The 15,402-nt window shown below is 70.5% G+C and carries 14 protein-coding genes; 12 read left to right on the top strand and 2 right to left on the bottom strand.

All coding sequences use genetic code 11. The features are described 5' to 3' along the window. Positions 1-21 precede the first annotated feature (21 nt). The 12 genes from BM345_RS16590 to BM345_RS16545 are packed head-to-tail and all read left to right on the top strand — an operon-like array spanning position 22 to position 14,235. A complete protein-coding gene (locus tag BM345_RS16590; RefSeq protein WP_093381234.1) occupies positions 22-2,433 on the top strand; it encodes a type VI secretion system Vgr family protein in 2,412 nt (803 codons plus the stop codon). 11 nt (positions 2,434-2,444) lie between these two features. Next, entirely contained in the window at positions 2,445-3,002 is a 558-nt protein-coding gene (locus BM345_RS16585; RefSeq protein WP_093381233.1) for a DUF6484 domain-containing protein, read from the top strand. An 8-nt stretch (positions 3,003-3,010) separates the two neighbouring features. Next, positions 3,011-4,063 carry a DUF2169 family type VI secretion system accessory protein gene (locus tag BM345_RS16580; RefSeq protein WP_093381231.1) on the top strand — a complete coding sequence of 351 codons (1,053 nt, stop codon included), beginning with the start codon at positions 3,011-3,013 and terminating at the stop codon, positions 4,061-4,063. Beyond that, a complete protein-coding gene (locus tag BM345_RS16575) occupies positions 4,063-5,121 on the top strand; it encodes a beta-ketoacyl synthase N-terminal-like domain-containing protein (protein ID WP_093381230.1) in 1,059 nt (352 codons plus the stop codon). Before BM345_RS16580 ends, BM345_RS16575 begins: the two co-directional genes overlap by 1 nt. 2 nt (positions 5,122-5,123) lie before the next feature. Next, complete coding sequence (locus tag BM345_RS16570) at positions 5,124-5,993, top strand: DUF4150 domain-containing protein (protein WP_093381229.1); 870 nt, start codon at positions 5,124-5,126, stop codon at positions 5,991-5,993. A gap of 13 nt (positions 5,994-6,006) precedes the next feature. Continuing rightward, positions 6,007-6,927 carry a type VI immunity family protein gene (locus BM345_RS16565; RefSeq protein WP_093381227.1) on the top strand — a complete coding sequence of 307 codons (921 nt, stop codon included), beginning with the start codon at positions 6,007-6,009 and terminating at the stop codon, positions 6,925-6,927. 13 nt (positions 6,928-6,940) lie between these two features. Then, positions 6,941-7,708, top strand: coding sequence for a hypothetical protein (locus BM345_RS29730; protein ID WP_139237538.1), 768 nt, complete (start codon positions 6,941-6,943; stop codon positions 7,706-7,708). A gap of 5 nt (positions 7,709-7,713) precedes the next feature. Further along, positions 7,714-8,994 carry a TIGR02270 family protein gene (locus BM345_RS16560; protein WP_254789786.1) on the top strand — a complete coding sequence of 427 codons (1,281 nt, stop codon included), beginning with the start codon at positions 7,714-7,716 and terminating at the stop codon, positions 8,992-8,994. Between the two features lies 1 nt (position 8,995). Then, positions 8,996-9,172, top strand: a complete 177-nt coding sequence (locus BM345_RS30160) for a hypothetical protein (protein WP_175545036.1) — start codon at positions 8,996-8,998, stop codon at positions 9,170-9,172. 19 nt (positions 9,173-9,191) lie between these two features. Then, the gene (gene tagH, locus BM345_RS16555) at positions 9,192-10,958 is read left to right on the top strand and encodes a type VI secretion system-associated FHA domain protein TagH (protein WP_093381224.1); all 1,767 of its coding nucleotides are present in this window, start codon (positions 9,192-9,194) and stop codon (positions 10,956-10,958) included. Positions 10,959-11,001: 43 nt separating this feature from the next. Beyond that, positions 11,002-11,772 (top strand): PP2C family protein-serine/threonine phosphatase, encoded by a 771-nt coding sequence (locus BM345_RS16550; protein WP_093381223.1) that lies wholly within the window; start codon positions 11,002-11,004, stop codon positions 11,770-11,772. Between the two features lie 30 nt (positions 11,773-11,802). Then, the gene (locus tag BM345_RS16545) at positions 11,803-14,235 is read left to right on the top strand and encodes a CHAT domain-containing protein (protein WP_093381221.1); all 2,433 of its coding nucleotides are present in this window, start codon (positions 11,803-11,805) and stop codon (positions 14,233-14,235) included. On the opposite strand, the gene yiaA is transcribed toward BM345_RS16545, so the two are convergent. Together yiaA and BM345_RS16535 are read right to left on the bottom strand one after the other, a co-directional pair. Then, entirely contained in the window at positions 14,232-14,669 is a 438-nt protein-coding gene (gene yiaA / locus BM345_RS16540) for an inner membrane protein YiaA (RefSeq protein ID WP_093381220.1), read from the bottom strand. The genes BM345_RS16545 and yiaA overlap by 4 nt on opposite strands. 152 nt (positions 14,670-14,821) lie before the next feature. Then, the gene (locus BM345_RS16535; protein ID WP_093381218.1) at positions 14,822-15,385 is read right to left on the bottom strand and encodes a hypothetical protein; all 564 of its coding nucleotides are present in this window, start codon (positions 15,383-15,385) and stop codon (positions 14,822-14,824) included. Positions 15,386-15,402 lie beyond the last annotated feature (17 nt).

The following is a 15,402-nucleotide window of genomic DNA, read 5'->3' as shown; positions in this document are numbered from 1 at the left end:
ACGGAGACCGAAAGAACCCGCATGGCCGAGCAGCAGCACCAGTTCGTCATCAAGAGCGAGTCGCCGGTGGGCAAGGACCTGATGTTCTGGACCCTCGTCGGCCAGGAATCGCTCTCGCGTCCGGCCCAGTACGAGCTGAGCGTGCTGTCGACCAACGAGAAGATCGACGCCAAGGACATCCTGGGCTATGCCTTCGACATCGTGGTGGAGTTCCAGGACGAGGGGCAGGCCAAGCACGAGCGGCACTGCCAGGGTCATGCGATGCGCTTCATGCGCCGCGGCCACGTGGGCCGCTACTTCGAGTACCGCATCAGCCTGCGTTCGTGGTTCTGGCTGCTCACCAAGCGCAGCAACTCGCGCATCCTGCAGGACAAGAAGGTGCTGGAGATCTTCGACGCCGTGGTGGAAGACAGCCCCATCAAGCGCTTCAAGAAGACCAAGGCCGACAAGGTCATCGGCACCCACGAGCCGCTGCGCTACTCGGTGCAGCACCAGGAGAGCGACTACAACTACCTGTCGCGCCTGATGGAGGACGAGGGCATGTACTACTGGTTCGATGCGCACAAGGCGCCCGGCACCATGTACATGGCCGACGCCAGCGACGTGGCGCACAAGAAGCTGCCGGTGGAAGGCACGATGAACTACATCCCCTTCGGCGCCACCGAGGCCCGGTTCAACGAGATCAGCTGGTGGATCGATTCGCGGCGCTTCCACACCGGCAAGTACGCCTCGCGCGACAGCGACTTCAAGGCGGTGAAGAAGAAGCTCAGCGCCGACAAGGGCGACCCCGACACCCACGAGCTGGCCGACCTGGAGGCCTTCGAGTTCCCGGGCGGCTACCTGCGCGCCGACGACACCGACGACGCAGCCAAGGTCCGCATGGAAGAGCTGGCGGCGCGCCGGCGCATCAACTGGGCCATCACCCGCTGGCCCGACGTGGCGGTGGGCCGCACCTTCACCTTCCATGGTCACCCCATGGGAGAGAAGGACACCGACTACCTGGTGGCCGGCTGCGCCTTCATCCTGACGCACCCGGGCTACGAGGGGCTGGAAGCCAATGCCGGCAACGTGCAGCGCAACGGCCGGGTGCTGGAGGAGATGCTGGCCGAGGACCCGATCAACGGCGACTGGACGCAGGCGGTGCACGACATCCTGATGGGCACGCCCGACCTGATCGCGCCGATGCGCGGTAACGGCACTTTCCTGCTCACGCTGCTGCCGGCCGACACGCCCTTCAGGCCGCCGCGCCTGACGCCGCGCGTGACCATGCCGGGCCCGCAGAGCGCCATCGTGGTCGGTCCGGCCGGCGAGGAGATCCATGCGGACGAATTCGGCCGCGTGAAGGTGCACTTCCACTGGGACCGCTACGACGAGAGCAACGAGAAGTCCACCTGCTGGGTGCGCGTGTCGCAGCCCTGGGCCGGCAAGGGCTGGGGCGGCTACTTCATCCCGCGCATCGGGCAGGAGGTGATCGTCGACTTCCTCAACGGCGACCCCGACCGCCCCATCATCATCGGCCGCGTCTACAACGACGACCAGCCCAAGCCCTTCGACAGCCACACGCAGAGCGGCTTCCGCACCCGGTCGACGCCCAAAGGCAGCGCCGCGAATTGCAACGAGTTCCGCTTCGACGACAAGAAGGGCAGCGAGCAGGTCTACCTGCATGCGGAGAAGAACCAGGACATCGAGGTCGAGAACGACGAGACCCACTGGGTGGGGCACGACCGCACCAAGACCATCGACCACGACGAGACCACGCACGTCAAGCACGACCGGACGGAGACGGTGGACAACAACGAGACCATCACCATCGGGGTGGACCGCACGGAGAAGGTGGGAAGCAACGAGAGCATCACCATCGGCTCGAACCGGACCGAGAGCGTGGGGAGCAACGAGACCATCACGATCGGCTCGAACCGCACCGAGTCGGTGGGCAGCAACGAGAGCATTTCCATCGGGTCGAACCGCAGCATCACCGTGGGCGCCAACGAGACCGCGACGGTGGCGGCGCAGCGCACGCACACGGTGGGTGCCAACGAGACGATCACGGTTGGCGCGGCGCAGGAGATCACCGTGGGTGCGGCGCAGGCCGTCACGGTGGGCGCCGCGCAGACGGTGAACGTGGGCGCGGACCAGTCGACAAGCGTGGGCAGCAATCTCTCGACTGACGTGGGCGCCGACGAGTCGCGCTCGGTCGGCGGCGGGCGCACCACCAGCGTCGGCAAGGACGACGCCCTCGACGTCTCGAAGAACCTGAAGATCAACGCGGGCGACTCGGTCTCCATCGTCACGGGAAGCGCCAGCCTCACCATGAAGAAGGACGGGACCATCGTGCTCAAGGGCAAGGACATCACGATCGAGGGCTCCGGCAAGATCAACGTCAAGGCCAGCAGCGACGTCGTGGTCAAGGGCAGCAAGATCGGGCTGAATTGAGGAGCAGCTTCATGGGCGCCAACGAGCATCCGTTTAAGACCTTGCCGCCGGCCGAGCCGGGCGGCGAGCTGCGCCAGCTGCTTGCGCGTGAACGCACGCCGACGCATGCGGTGCCTGCGCCTGCCGCGGCCTTGCCCGGCATGGCGCCCGTCACGGCGCGCCTGCACGGATTCGGCCTGCAGGGTGAGCCGCTGCTCGCCGGCTTGCCCGGGTGCGCGGGCGAGCTGGTGCCGGCGCGCTCGACGGTGACCCTGCGGCGGGCCACGGCAGGCGCGCAGGTGCTCGTGCTCTTCGAGAACGCCGACCCGGTGCGGCCGATCGTGATCGGCGTCCTGCAGGAGGCGCCCGGCGAAGTGGAGGCGGCGCAGCCGGGCGGCGCGCACGGCATGGAGGTGAGCTCGGACGGCGAGCGCCTGGTCTTCACCGCCGAGCGGGAGATCGTGCTGCGCTGCGGCGAGGCCAGCATCGTCCTGACGCGCGCGGGCAAGGTGCTCATCCGCGGCAGCTACATCCTCAGCCGCTCCAGCGGCTACAACAAGCTCAAGGGCGCGGCGATCGACATCAACTAGTCCCCGCGATGTGGCAAGTCGACAACCGCACCCCCTTTGCCGCCGAGCGTGCCTGGGTCCGTGATCGCGACGGCCAGGAGATCTGGCTCGTGGCCGTCAAGGCGACCTTTGACATCCGCGCTGACGGCTCGACCGAGGTCGCGGACGAGCAGCCGCCCGTGCTGCGCGCGCCCGTCTACAACGGCGAGCCCGGACACAGCAGCCTGCGCTACGAGGCCGACCTGGTGCTGTGCAAGCGAACCACCGACATCACCGTGGTGGGTCACGCCCACGCGCCCGGCGAGCAGCCGGTGACGGCGCTGGACGCGGGATTCCGCGTCGGGCCCGTGCAAAAGCTGGTCCGGGTGTTCGGTGACCGCCACTGGGGCGCGCTCGGCCCCTCGGAACCCGCCCCATTCCTGAGAATGCCGCTGGTCTACGAGCGCGCCTTCGGGGGCGTGGATGCCCGCTCGGAGCAGCCCGAGCGCGACTGGGACTGGCGCAACCCGGTCGGATGCGGCTTTGCCGCCAGCTCCGGCCATCTCGACGGCCAGGCGCTGCCCAACCTGGAGGCGCCGGACCGCCTCATCCAGTCCGCCGGCGACCGCCCGGCGCCGGCCGGCCTGGGGCCCATCGGCGCGCACTGGCAACCGCGCGCGTCGCATGCCGGCACCTACGGCGAGCGCTGGATGAAGACGCGCCAGCCGCTCCTGCCCGAAGACTTCGACGAGCAGTTCTTCCAGTGCGCGCCCACCGACCAGCAGGCGCCGCAGTTCCTGCTCGGCGGCGAGCCGGTGGCGCTGCACAACCTGTGTCCGCTGGGAAACCTGCGTTTCGTCCTGCCCAAGCTCTACCTGGGCTTCGAGACGCGCTTCTACGACGGCAGCCACGAGATCCACAAGCAGCGCAAGCTCCACAGCGTGATCCTGGAGCCGGACTTTCCGCGCGTCTCGCTCGTGTGGCACAGCGCGCTGCCCTGCCACCACAAGGTGCAGAAGCTCGAGCGCACCGTGGTCACGCGCAAGACGCCGCTGTATCCCGGCGACCCGGTCGAAGACGACTTCGAGTTCGAGGTGGGCTGATGGACTTCGAGCCGGTGTTCATCGTGGCCCTGGGCGCCAGCACGCCGGTCGGCCGGGACGCGTGGGCCAGCGCGGCGGCGGTGCGCGCGGGCATCAGCGGCTTCGGCGAGCATCCCTTCATCATCGACGCGGCCGGCGAGCCGGTCCGCGTGGCGCGGGCCCCCTGGCTCGAGCCGGAGCTTCCCGCTGCAGACCGGATGCTGGCGATGCTGCAGCCGGCGGTCGACCAGGCGCTCGTGCCGCTGGCCGGCATGCCGGCGGCCGGCCTTCGCGTGGCCTTGTCGCTTGGCCTGCCGGCTGTGCGCCCGGGCGTGGCGGCCGATCTACCGCAGCTGTTGGCCAGCGCAGCGGCGCAACGCTGGCGCGGCCAGGTCTCGGCGGTCGCCCGCTTCGCGGCCGGCCATGCCGCGGGACTGTTCGCGCTGGAGGCGGCCTGGACACGCCTCGCCCAGGGCGCGCTCGATGCGTGCGTGGTGGCGGGCGTGGATTCCTACATCGACGCCGACGCCCTGGAATGGCTCGAGCAGGGCGAGCAGTTGCACGGCGCCGGGCCGCTCAACAATGCCTGGGGCTTCGTGCCGGGCGAGGGTGCGGGGGCCGTGCTGCTCATGCGCCGCTCGCTGGTCGAGCGCCTGCAGTTGCCGGCGCTCGCGCGGCTGCTGGGTGTGGGAAGCGCCTTCGAGCCCAAGCGCATCAAGACCGAGACCATCTGCGTGGGCGAGGGCCTGACGCAGGCCTTCAGGTCCGCGCTCGCCGGCTTGCCGGGCAGCCATCGTGTCAGCGACGTGTACTGCGACATGAATGGCGAGCCCTACCGCGCCGACGAGTTCGGCTTCGCGGTGCTGCGCACCAAGGAGGCCTTCGAGTCCGCGTCCGATTTCATCGCGCCGGCCGACTGCTGGGGCGATCTGGCGGCGGCGGGCGGACCGCTGCACCTGGCGCTGGCGGTGGCCGCCGGCCACAAGAGCTACGCGAACGGGCCCCTGGCCTTCGTCTGGGGCAGCGCCGAAGGCGGCGAGCGCGCCGCGGCGCTGCTGGCGGTGGGGGCGGGGAGCTAGCCATGCCGGTCACGGTCAAGGTCAACGGCGTTGCCAACTCCCTGGTCCACAAGGGGAGCAACGGCATCTCGATGGCCACCATTCCCGACGTGTGCAAGACGCCGTCGCCCGGCGGCCCGGTGCCCATTCCCTATCCCAACATCTCGCAGTCGGCCACGCTCGACAAGGGCACCAGTACCGTCAAGGCCGACGGCGGCATGATGATCGCCGTCAAGGGCTCGGAGTACTCGCTGTCCAACGGGGACAACGCGGGCGTGGCCGGGGGCGTGAAGTCGAGCACCTTCATGAAGGAGTCGACCTGGATCCTCTATTCCTTCGACGTGAAGATGGATGGCAAGAACGCCTGCCGCCTGACCGACAAGAAGTTCCAGAACCACGAGAACACCGCGGACCTGGCCGGCAACCTGCAGATGCCGGTGAGCGGCGCCCCGCCGGAGCTGCAGGCCATCGCCGACTGCTGCAACAAGGCGGTCGACTGCAAGCCGCCCGACAGCGGCAAGGGCTGCCGTTCGCGCGGCGTGCACAAGCACTCGTGCTGCCAGGACGCCATCAACCGGCGCAAGGACAAGGGCGACTGGAAGAACGTGACCCCCGAGGCCTACCACCCGGAGACCAAGACCATGGACCCCAGCCGCCTGGACGTGCAGATCCGCGGCGGCGCCGACGGCAAGGGCGCCATCACGCACATCTGGGACTTCAAGTTCAACTGCAGCCGGGACCCGTACATGTCGCAGTCCCAGCGGGACAAGTACGAGGACCGCTTCCCGGCAGCCAAGGTGGACATCGTGGGCTCCAAGGGCCTTCCCAAGGGCGCATCGAAGGCGGCCAAGACCAAGCACTGCGCCGGGGCGCAACCCCGCAGCAGCTGCTAGCAGGAGCAGGCACATGGAAGCAATCGTCCCCCTCGAAATCACCGACCCGGGTACCGGCCGCGTGCTGGTGCGCAACGGCGTCACGCTGGCGCTGTTCCTGGACCGCGAGGTGCATGAATGCAGCGACGCGCTGATGCAGGCCCTCGACCTGTACCTGGCCAGCGTTCCACCGGATGCGCTGCAGTGGGCGGTGGTCAGCGCCACCTCCGAGGAGTGGCGCGAGCTGGACGCTTCGGCGATGCAGCGCATCCGTGAGTCGATGGAGCCGGCGGGCGCGCGCAAGCGCAAGCTCACGGCCTTTCGCGTCAACGACGCCGCCGGTTCGGCGCCGCAATACGGATTCCTCCTGGCCGGCCGCTACAGGGACAAGCCGGACTCCATGACGCTGGTGCAGATGACCTTTCCCATCGAGGCGGCGGATGAAGCGCAGGCCGATGCCACGTGCGAGCTGGCCGGCCACATGGCGGCGCTGCTGGCCCCGGTCTCGGGCTACTGTGCGCCCGCCCTGCTGCAGGCGGACGCCCAGCAGACGGACGCCTTCGAACGCATCCGCGGCCTGGCACTGCGCCACCCCGGCTATGACGTCGCGATGAACGACCTGACGCGGCTGCGCCTGGGACGGCAGGTGCGCGGTGCGCGCTGGATCACCTTCCTGGACGCGCCGCTGGTGCAGGCCGTGGGCGGCACGCAGGCGCTGCACCAGGCGCTGCCCGCTGGCATCGAGGTGGGCCAGGCCGGCAGCACGACCGTCATCCGCGGGGGCCGCACGCCCGAGATGGGCGACAGGAATCGCCGCATCGACACGCCGCTGCTGCGCGCCGTTGCCAAGGTGCTGGAGCCCATCACGCTGTTCCGCGAGGCGAAGATGCTGCTGTACCTGGCCAACTTCGACGAAGACCTGCTGGATCGCTGGGAGCGCAGGTTCCTCGACTGACGCACCGCCGCCCATGATCGCCACCGGCTTCAGCCTTCCCTTCCAGTTCAGGTACTCCGCGCTTGGGGCGATGGCGGGGCAGCCGCTGGCCATCCGGGTGCGCGTGGCGCAGCCCGACCCCGATGGGCTCGTGGCGCTCACCCTGCGCCTGTTCGGCCAGATGGCGCTGTCGGGCGCGCTGGGTGGCGGCAGCGTGGCGCCCTGGGACTGCACGCTGGCATTGAGCGTCCTGCCGGGGCGCGATCCGGGCGAGTCCGTCTTTCGCGCGCAGCCCTGCCGCCTGGCCGACGAGGCCTGGGTGGTGTTGTGCCACCTGCTGCTGCGCCTGCACCAGCGGCTGCCGATCCGCTCGGTGGACGTGCTCGCGCCGGGTGATGCGTCGCCGCGCGTGCTCGTGACCGACGCGGCCGAGTCCACCTTCCCGGGCGTCTACGGCCGGCTGCCTTTCGCGCTCGAAGACCGGAAACCCGAGGGCGGCGGCTACAGCTTCTACCTGCGCCTGGAGTCGCCGCTCGCGCCAGACAGCGAACTGCGGCTGAACCAGGCGCTGGAGGTCTGGGTGCGGGCGGTGCTGCTGGGCGCCTATGCCATGGCCCCTGGCGACCCGGCGCGCTGCTACGTGGAGCCGGACGGCAAGGGCGTGGTCAGCTACGGCCACGTCATCGAATGGGCGGTGTTCAAGCTGCAGGCCGATCCGGTGGCCGCGCTTGCCGGCCTGGTCAACCTGCTGGCCTGCTTTCACGCCCGCTGCCAGCCGCTCAGCATGGTGGAGATCGGGTGAAGGCCATGTCCGGCATCTCCACGCACGCCCTGCCCGACATCGTGATGCAGCACGTGGAAGAGAGTGCCAGCCTGTGCGCCAGCCGGCAGTTCCTGGTCGCGGCGCCGCACGTGCGGCTGCATGCCCTGCACCGGCATGACGAGCGCCTGGCCGCCCATCTCGATGGCGTGGCCGTCGCCGGCGCGCTGGGCTGGTCGCTGTGCGAGCAGGCGCTCGATGAAGGCGACGCCTCGGCGGCCTTCGTGGCCGCTGCGCGGGCCATGGAGGACGGTGACGCGCGGCGGGTCGATCGAGTGCTGGCGCATGTCCAGGCGCAGCCTGCGATGTGGCCCGGCGTGGTGCGCGCACTGGGCTGGGTGTCTGCGCCAAGCCTTCGCGAGCCGGTGCGTGCGCTGATCTCGTCGCCGGAGGCGGTACGCCGTTCGTGGGCCATCGCAGCTTGCGTGGCGCATCGCGTCGACCCGGGGGGCGCGCTGGTCGCTGCCATGCAGGAGCCCGATGCGGCCCTGCGCGCGCAGGGGCTGCGGGCCGCGGGACAGGGCGGCCGGCTTGACCTGGCGGGGCATTGCGAGGCGGCGCTGCAAGAAGTGAACGAGGATTGCCGCCTGGCTGCCGCCACGTCGCTCGCGCTGCTCGGTCATCACGCGCCGGCTGCTGCTGCGCTCCAGGTGGTGGCGGCAGAGCCCGGACCGCGCCGCGCCGACGCCTTGCGCTGGCTGCTGCGATTGCAGACGCCTGCACAGGCGCTGGCGAGTTTGCAGCCCCTGTCGCGCGAGGCCGCCGACCGCCGGCTGCTGCTGCGCGGCACGGGCATCGCCGGCGACCCGCACTTCGTGCCCTGGCTGATCGACCGGATGGAGGAAGAGCCCTGGGCGCGGCTGGCCGGCGAGTCCTTCTCGATGATCACGGGGCTGGACCTGTTCGGCGAAGGCCTGCACCGCAGCGCGCCCGAAGGGCCCGGCGCCGGCGAGGACGCGCACGACGATGCGGTGGCACTCGACGAGGACGAAGGCCTGCCCTGGCCGCAGGTCGACGGCGTACGGGCCTGGTGGGCTGCCAGCGTGCACCGCTTCGCGGCCGGGATGCGCTTCTTCGCCGGTGCGCCGCCGACGCCGGCGCACTGCCTGCGCGTGCTTCGCGAGGGCACGCAGCGCCGGCGCATCGCGGCGTCCGAGTGGCTGTGCATGCTGCAGCCGGGCACGCCGGTCTTCAATACGGCGGCGCCCGCATGGCGGCAGGTGCGCTGGCTGGATGCCATGGGCGCGGCCCGGCAAGGCGGGCGATGAGATGGCTGCGAAGTACATCCTGGCCGCGCTCGCCCTGGTCTTTTTCGCCGCCGCCCTCTGGCGCCTGGCGCGCGATGGTTTCAAACTGGCATCTGCCAGCCGGACCTGGCTGGTGGTCGCGCTGATCTTCGGCGCCGTCTCGGCCTGGCTCTGGTGGTCGGGCGGGGGCAGGCCATGAACCGCAGGAGGCAAGGACAGTGATCCATCTCGTGGTCGTCGGGGCGCAAGCGGCACAGGGCGGCCAGCCGCGTTCCGCGCAGTTCGGCCCGGCCGGCGGCACCATCGGCCGCTCCAACACCAACACGCTGGTGCTCGACGATCGCACCGTGTCGCGCACGCATGCCGTGGTGCAGTGCCGCGGCGATCGCTACTTCATCGTCGACCAGGGCAGCAACCCGCTGCAGCACAACGGGCGGCCGCTGGGCAGCGGCAACGAAGTGGAGCTCGGCGACGGCGACCGGCTGATGGTCGGCTGCTTCGAGCTCACGGTGCGCGGCGACGCGGCTGCATCGCCGCCGCAGGCACTTGCGACGCCCGCGGCCGGCGCACCGCGGCCCACGCCTGAGGACCCCTTCGCTGACCTCCTCTCGGGCATCGGCTCGCCCCCTGCACCAGCGCCGGCGCGCCCGCCGAGCGCGGAGCCAGCCTCGGCCGCCTCCCTTCTCTTCCCCGATCCCATGGCCATGGGCGCTGCGCGTGCGGTCCCGGCGCCGATGTCCGACGGCGATCCCTTCGCCGACCTGCTCGGCACGGGTTCGGCCGCGCCCAGGCCGGGCGCCATCGAGGACTTCTCGGACCTGGGCCTGCGCTCGCCCGATGCCGCAGCGGGCATCGACCATCTCTTCGGCGGCGCTCCAGCCAGGCCCGGCGCCGACCCGCTGGCGCTGTCACCGCTGGCCGATCCGCTGCTGCAACCCAACACCGCCGCCGACGCCGATCCCTTCGCGGCGCTGGGACTGGGTGCGCCCAAGGCGGCGCCCGCGCCCAAGGCCGACCATGTGGCCATCGACCGCCTTGGCTTCGCGCCGCCCAAGGGCGTGGTGCCCCCAACGGCACCCGCACAAGGCGGCGGGAGCCTTCTCGACGACCTTGGCGCGCCGCCCTCGCCGCCGGTTGCAGCCCGCTTCGACGACCTGACGGGGCGGCCCCTGGCGCCCGCCATCGCGCAGCAGGAGGACGATCCCTTTGCCGACCTGATGCCGTCGGCGGCCCCCGCGGTGCTGCCCCCGCAACCGCCGCGAGCCGCGCCGCCGCCGGCACTCGTCCAGGCGCCGGCACCTGCGCCACGCGCGACCGCTGCTCCCGCTTCTGCGCCTGCGCCTGTGGCGCCGGTGTCGCGGGCCGCCGCTGCAGCCGTCGGCGACCCGTCCGAGTTGCTCGCCGCCTTCCTGCGCGGCCTGGACAGCACCCACCAGATGCCCGCCGCGCTCACGCCCGAGTTGATGGAGCGCATCGGCGTGTTGCTGCGCAGCGCCACCGAAGGCACGCTGCAGTTGCTGCTCGCCCGCCAGGAGGTGAAGAAGGGCATGCATGCCGAGCTCACGATGATCGCGGCCAACGCCAACAACCCGCTCAAGTTCTCGCCGACGGTCGAGGTGGCGCTGGGTCACCTGCTGGGCCCCGGCATGCGTGGCTTCATGCCGGCGCAGGAGGCGATGCGCGATGCCTACGACGACCTGCGCGCCCACGAGTTCGGCGTCATGGTGGGCATGCGCGCCGCGCTGGCGCATGTGCTGGCCCGCTTCACGCCCGAGGAACTCGAGAAGAAGATCGCCGCGAAATCCGCGCTCGACTCGCTCTTCTCCGCCAATCGCAAGGCCAGGCTGTGGGACCAGTTCGTGATCCTCTACGGCGGCATCGCAGCCGAGGCCGAGGACGACTTCAACACCTTGTTCGGCAAGGCCTTCGTCAAGGCCTACGAAGAGCAGATGGCGCGGCTGAAGTCCCGCGGCGGACCTGGCTAGCGGCCACGGGGCAAGCAACGCAAGAACAACAAGGGAGGGCGCCTTGAACTTCGAGATCGAGATCGTGACCCTGTCCAAACAGGGCGGCCGCGACTACAACGAGGACACCTACGGCCACTGGAGCGACGATCGCCACGTGCTGTGCGTGGTGGCCGATGGCGCCGGCGGCCATGGCGGCGGCGACGTGGCCGCGGCGGTGGTGCGCGGCAGCGTGCTCAGCGGCTTCGCCGAGCGGCCGGGCATCGATGCGCCATCGCTGCGCCGCCTGCTGGATCGCGCCAACCTCGACGTGGTGGCCCGGCAGGCCGAGGGCGGCAAGCTGTCCGCCATGCGTTCCACGGTGGTGCTGGCGGCGATCGACCTGCAGGCCCGGCAGATCGCGTTGGCCCACAGCGGCGACAGCCGCGCCTATCTCATCCGCCACGGCGAGATCGTCAAGCGCACCGTGGACCACAGCCTGGTGCAGCAGATGGTGGCCGGCGGCCTCATCGACGACGAGGGCGCGCGGCAGCATCCGCAGCGCAACATGCTGCTGTCGGCGCTGGGGTCGGTGGAGATTCCGCCCGAGATCGTCGTGTCCGACCCGCTGGAGCTGCAGGTGGGCGACGTGCTGCTGCTTTGCACGGACGGCCTGTGGGAGCCGCTGGGCGACGACTGCCTGCTGGACACGCTCAGGGCCTCGCGCGATGCCAGCCAATGGATCGAGAAGCTGGATGCGCAGGTCAAGGCCCATGCCAAGCCGGGCCACGACAACTACACCGCCCTCGCGCTGTGGGCGCACGAGGACGACGAGACCACGCGGCTGATGCTCTAGCCGCCCGCATGCGCATGAGGAGGCAGTCCGATGAACGCGCTTCCGATGATGGCCACCTGCTGCGCCTTCGCGCTGTTCTGGACCGCGCCTGCGGGGGCGCAGCAGGAAGCGCCACAACAGCAGCAACAGCAACCCAACCGCACCTGCAGCGACGTCGCCCAGGCGCTGGAAGGCACCAACCCGCAGTTCACCGGCTTCTGGCTCGGGCCCGCCCCGGTGGTGTTCGCCCGCGAGCAGGCACAGCGCTGCCCCGACGCGCGGGCGGACGCTTCGCCCGCGCAACGAAAGCTTCAGGACGGGCTGGTGCGCTTCGGCTCCGGGCGCTTCGACGAATCGGCCGCTTCGCTGCGTGAAGGCGTGGCGCTGGCCGACAGCGACGCGATGCGCATCCGCCTGCTGGCCGAGGCCGGCAAGAGCCTGCTCGCCGGTGGCCGCACCGCCGATGCACGTGCGGCGATCGAGCGGGCCATGGCCCTCTTCGACAAGGAGGTCGTTCCGCAAGCGCCGCGGCCGGTGCCGCTGCAGCGCCTGGGCAGCGGCGCCATGGACATGCAGGCGATCATGGCGCAGGCGCAGCGCGCGGGCGAGGTCGAGCAGGTGATGGTGCGCCGCCTTCAGATCCAGAGCGAGCTGCAGGTGCTCATGGGCCTGGCCCAGCTGCAGGCCGACGACGTGGCGGGCGCCGTCGACCGCCTGGCCCAGGCGCACGCCGGCATGCGGCGGCGCGGCGACAACGCGTCCATGGACCGGGGCATCATCCCGCCCTACCTGGCGCTCGCCCTGTACCGTGCAGGCCGCAACGAGGAAGCGCGCGCACTGCTGCTGGACGCGCTGGCCAGCCGCGAGGAATCACTGGGGATGTTCGCGGCGGCGCCGCAGATCGCGCAGATGATGCAGGGAATGGGCATGAGCCGCCTCACCGAAGGGCTGGAGCGCAACATGGCGGCGGTGGCCTCCACCAGCGGCGAACTCTTCCTGCCCAGCTTCGCCTGCCCGCTGCTGGAGACCATCGATGCCAGGGCGCCGTCGCCCGAGCGCTCGCTCGAATCCGCGGAGCGATGCCGGGGCCGCGCGCTGACGCAGCAACTGGCGCACCGCGCCTTCCGGAAGAACGTGCCGTCGATACAGGAGATGATGGCCGGCGCGCGCCGGGGCGAAGCGCAGGAGTCGCCCGACAACGACGACCCGATGGCCAACCCGGCTGCCGGGGCCGCGGCCCGGCCGGCGAGCCTGGCCGAGATGCGCGCCATGGCGCAGCAGCGCCGCGCCACCGTCGTCGCTTATTCCATCGCGACCGAGCCGGGGCGTCTGCCCAGCCGCATGCCCGAGCGCGAGGTGGGCATCCGCATCTGGGTGATCGGCTCCGACGGCCGGGTGAGCCTGCGCGAGCGCGGCTTCGAGGGTGTGCTGGCGAACCAGGACGAGAGCTTTGCGTTGACCAGCACCATCGTCCATGCGCGCGAGGTCTTCGGTGTCGCCGGCCGCGGGCCGGTCGCGGTGGCCAATGCGCGTCCGCAGCGCGTGAGCCGATCGGGCAACGAGCTGCGCCGGCTGCACCGCCTGCTGGTCGAGCCGGTGGCCGAACTGCTGCCGCCCGAGCCGGGTGCGCGCCTGGTCGTGGTGCCGCAAGGCGCGCTTTTCCTCGTGCCCTTTGCGGCGCTTGAAGATACGAACGGCACGCCTTTGGTGGCGCGCTACGCGCTGTCGCTCACGCCCTCGATGCAGACATTGGCGCTGACTGGCGCACGCAAGCGTGCCGTTCGTGCCGATGGTGCTGCGCTGGTCGTGGGCAACCCGGTCATGCCGCGCTACGTGCCCACGCCGGGAGCGGCGCCGCTGGAGGTGCCCTCGCTGCCCGGCGCAGAGGAGGAGGCCCGCGCGGTGGCCGAGTTGCTGCATGCCAGCCCGCTCACCGGGGCCGCCGCCACCAAGCCGGCGGTGCTGCAGGCCGCGCAGGATGCGCGCTACATCCACCTGGCCACGCACGGCTTCCTGGACGACTTCACCGACCGCGCGCAAGGCGAAGCCAACCCCTATGTGCGCAGGCTCACGCTGCTGGAGGACAGCGGCGGCGGCAACCACTCGCGCACGCCGGGCTTGCTGGCGCTGGCGCCCAGCGCCTCGGACGGCGGCATGCTCACGGCCGACGAGATCGCCCAGGCGCGCACGCAGGCCGAACTGGTGGTGATGAGCGCCTGCGACACCGGCCGCGGCGCCATCAACGACGAGGGCGTGATCGGCCTGTCGCGCGCCTGGATGTCCGCCGGGGTGCCCAGCGTGGTGGTGTCGCTGTGGTCCATTCCGGACGAACCCACGCGCGATCTGATGGAGACCTTCTACCGCCGCCTGCAGGCCGGCGCCGGCAAGTCCGAGGCGCTGCGCGAAGCCATGCAGGCCACCCGCGCCAAGTACCCGAAGACGGCCTACTGGGCCGCCTTCGTGCTCATGGGCGAACCGGACTAGGCGTCGTCGTCCTGCGCGTCGGTGGCCGCCGGCTTGAGCAGCGCCACGTCACGCACGTTCTTCTGCACCGCCACCGCTGCGAACAGGCTCAGCAGGAAGGCCATGGCATAGAAGCCCTTCTCGCTGGACGCCAGCGTGGCGTTCCACAGGCCGACGCACAGCAGCAGCACGGCGATCAGCAAGGACAGCCAGCACAGGCCGTAGTAGATGCCGGTGACCTGGATGCCCTCCAGCCGGTCGCGCACCGACTTCTGCAGCGACACGGCTGCGAACAGGCCGTACATCAGCACGGCGAAGTAGTAGCCCTTCTCGTTGAGCTGCATCTGCGCGTTCCACAGCCCCACCAGGAAGGCGATGGCGCCTACAAAGAGGGCGGCCCAGGAGGCGCCGATGAAAGCGCCGGTGGGACGGTGGGGGCGTTGCAAGGTCTGCATGCTTCTCTTCTCCAGATCTTCGGTTGTTGTACCCGTTCGCCTGCGTGGCGCCGGTGCGGCCGGGCCGCAGGCGGATTCTGGGGGGAAAGCATGGCACCCGGCCAGGGATTGCCGCCAGGCTGTCGGGGAGCTACCCGCGAGGGCGCGGAAGGCTACTTTGCCACCGGCCGGTAGATGGTGAGCGTGCCCGTCACGGTCACTTCCACCTTGATCGTGATGGTGGCGATCTCGGTCTTGCCGTTGTCGCGCCGCTTCATCAGCTTCTTGCTGATGGAGGTGGTGGGCGCAGCGTCCTTCCAGCGGATGCTGCCGTTGCGCACCTTCTCCTTGTTGCCCCGGTGGTTCTGCTCCAGCACCGTCAGCACGCCGTTGCCCGGATTGGTGGTGACGACGGAGGTGTGGTGCGGGTGGCCCACGGTGCTGGTAGGCGCGTCCCACCAGCCGTAGTCATCGGAGAAGCTCACGTCCGTGGTGGTGGTGGTCGTCATCTCCCAGTCGCGGTACTGGATGATGTCGCCGGGCAGGGCGTCCTTCGGCTCGACCACGGTGCCCCACACATAGTCGTCGTCCGCGCCGGTCGGGCCGAGGTCGGACGAGGTCTGGGCCCCGGCCTGCTTGAGTGCGCTGTTGGCCAGGTCCCAGCATTCGCCCGCGCCGATCTGCTTGCCGACCTGGCCGCTGGCCCACACGACGACCTTCTGGTTGAGGGTGGACATCGCTGCGGGCTTCCTGT

This window comes from Variovorax sp. OV329 (assembly GCF_900114785.1).
In the GTDB taxonomy this organism is placed as follows: domain Bacteria; phylum Pseudomonadota; class Gammaproteobacteria; order Burkholderiales; family Burkholderiaceae_C; genus Variovorax.
Note: the sequence above shows the minus strand (reverse complement) of the source record. Positions and strands in the feature narration are given on the sequence as shown.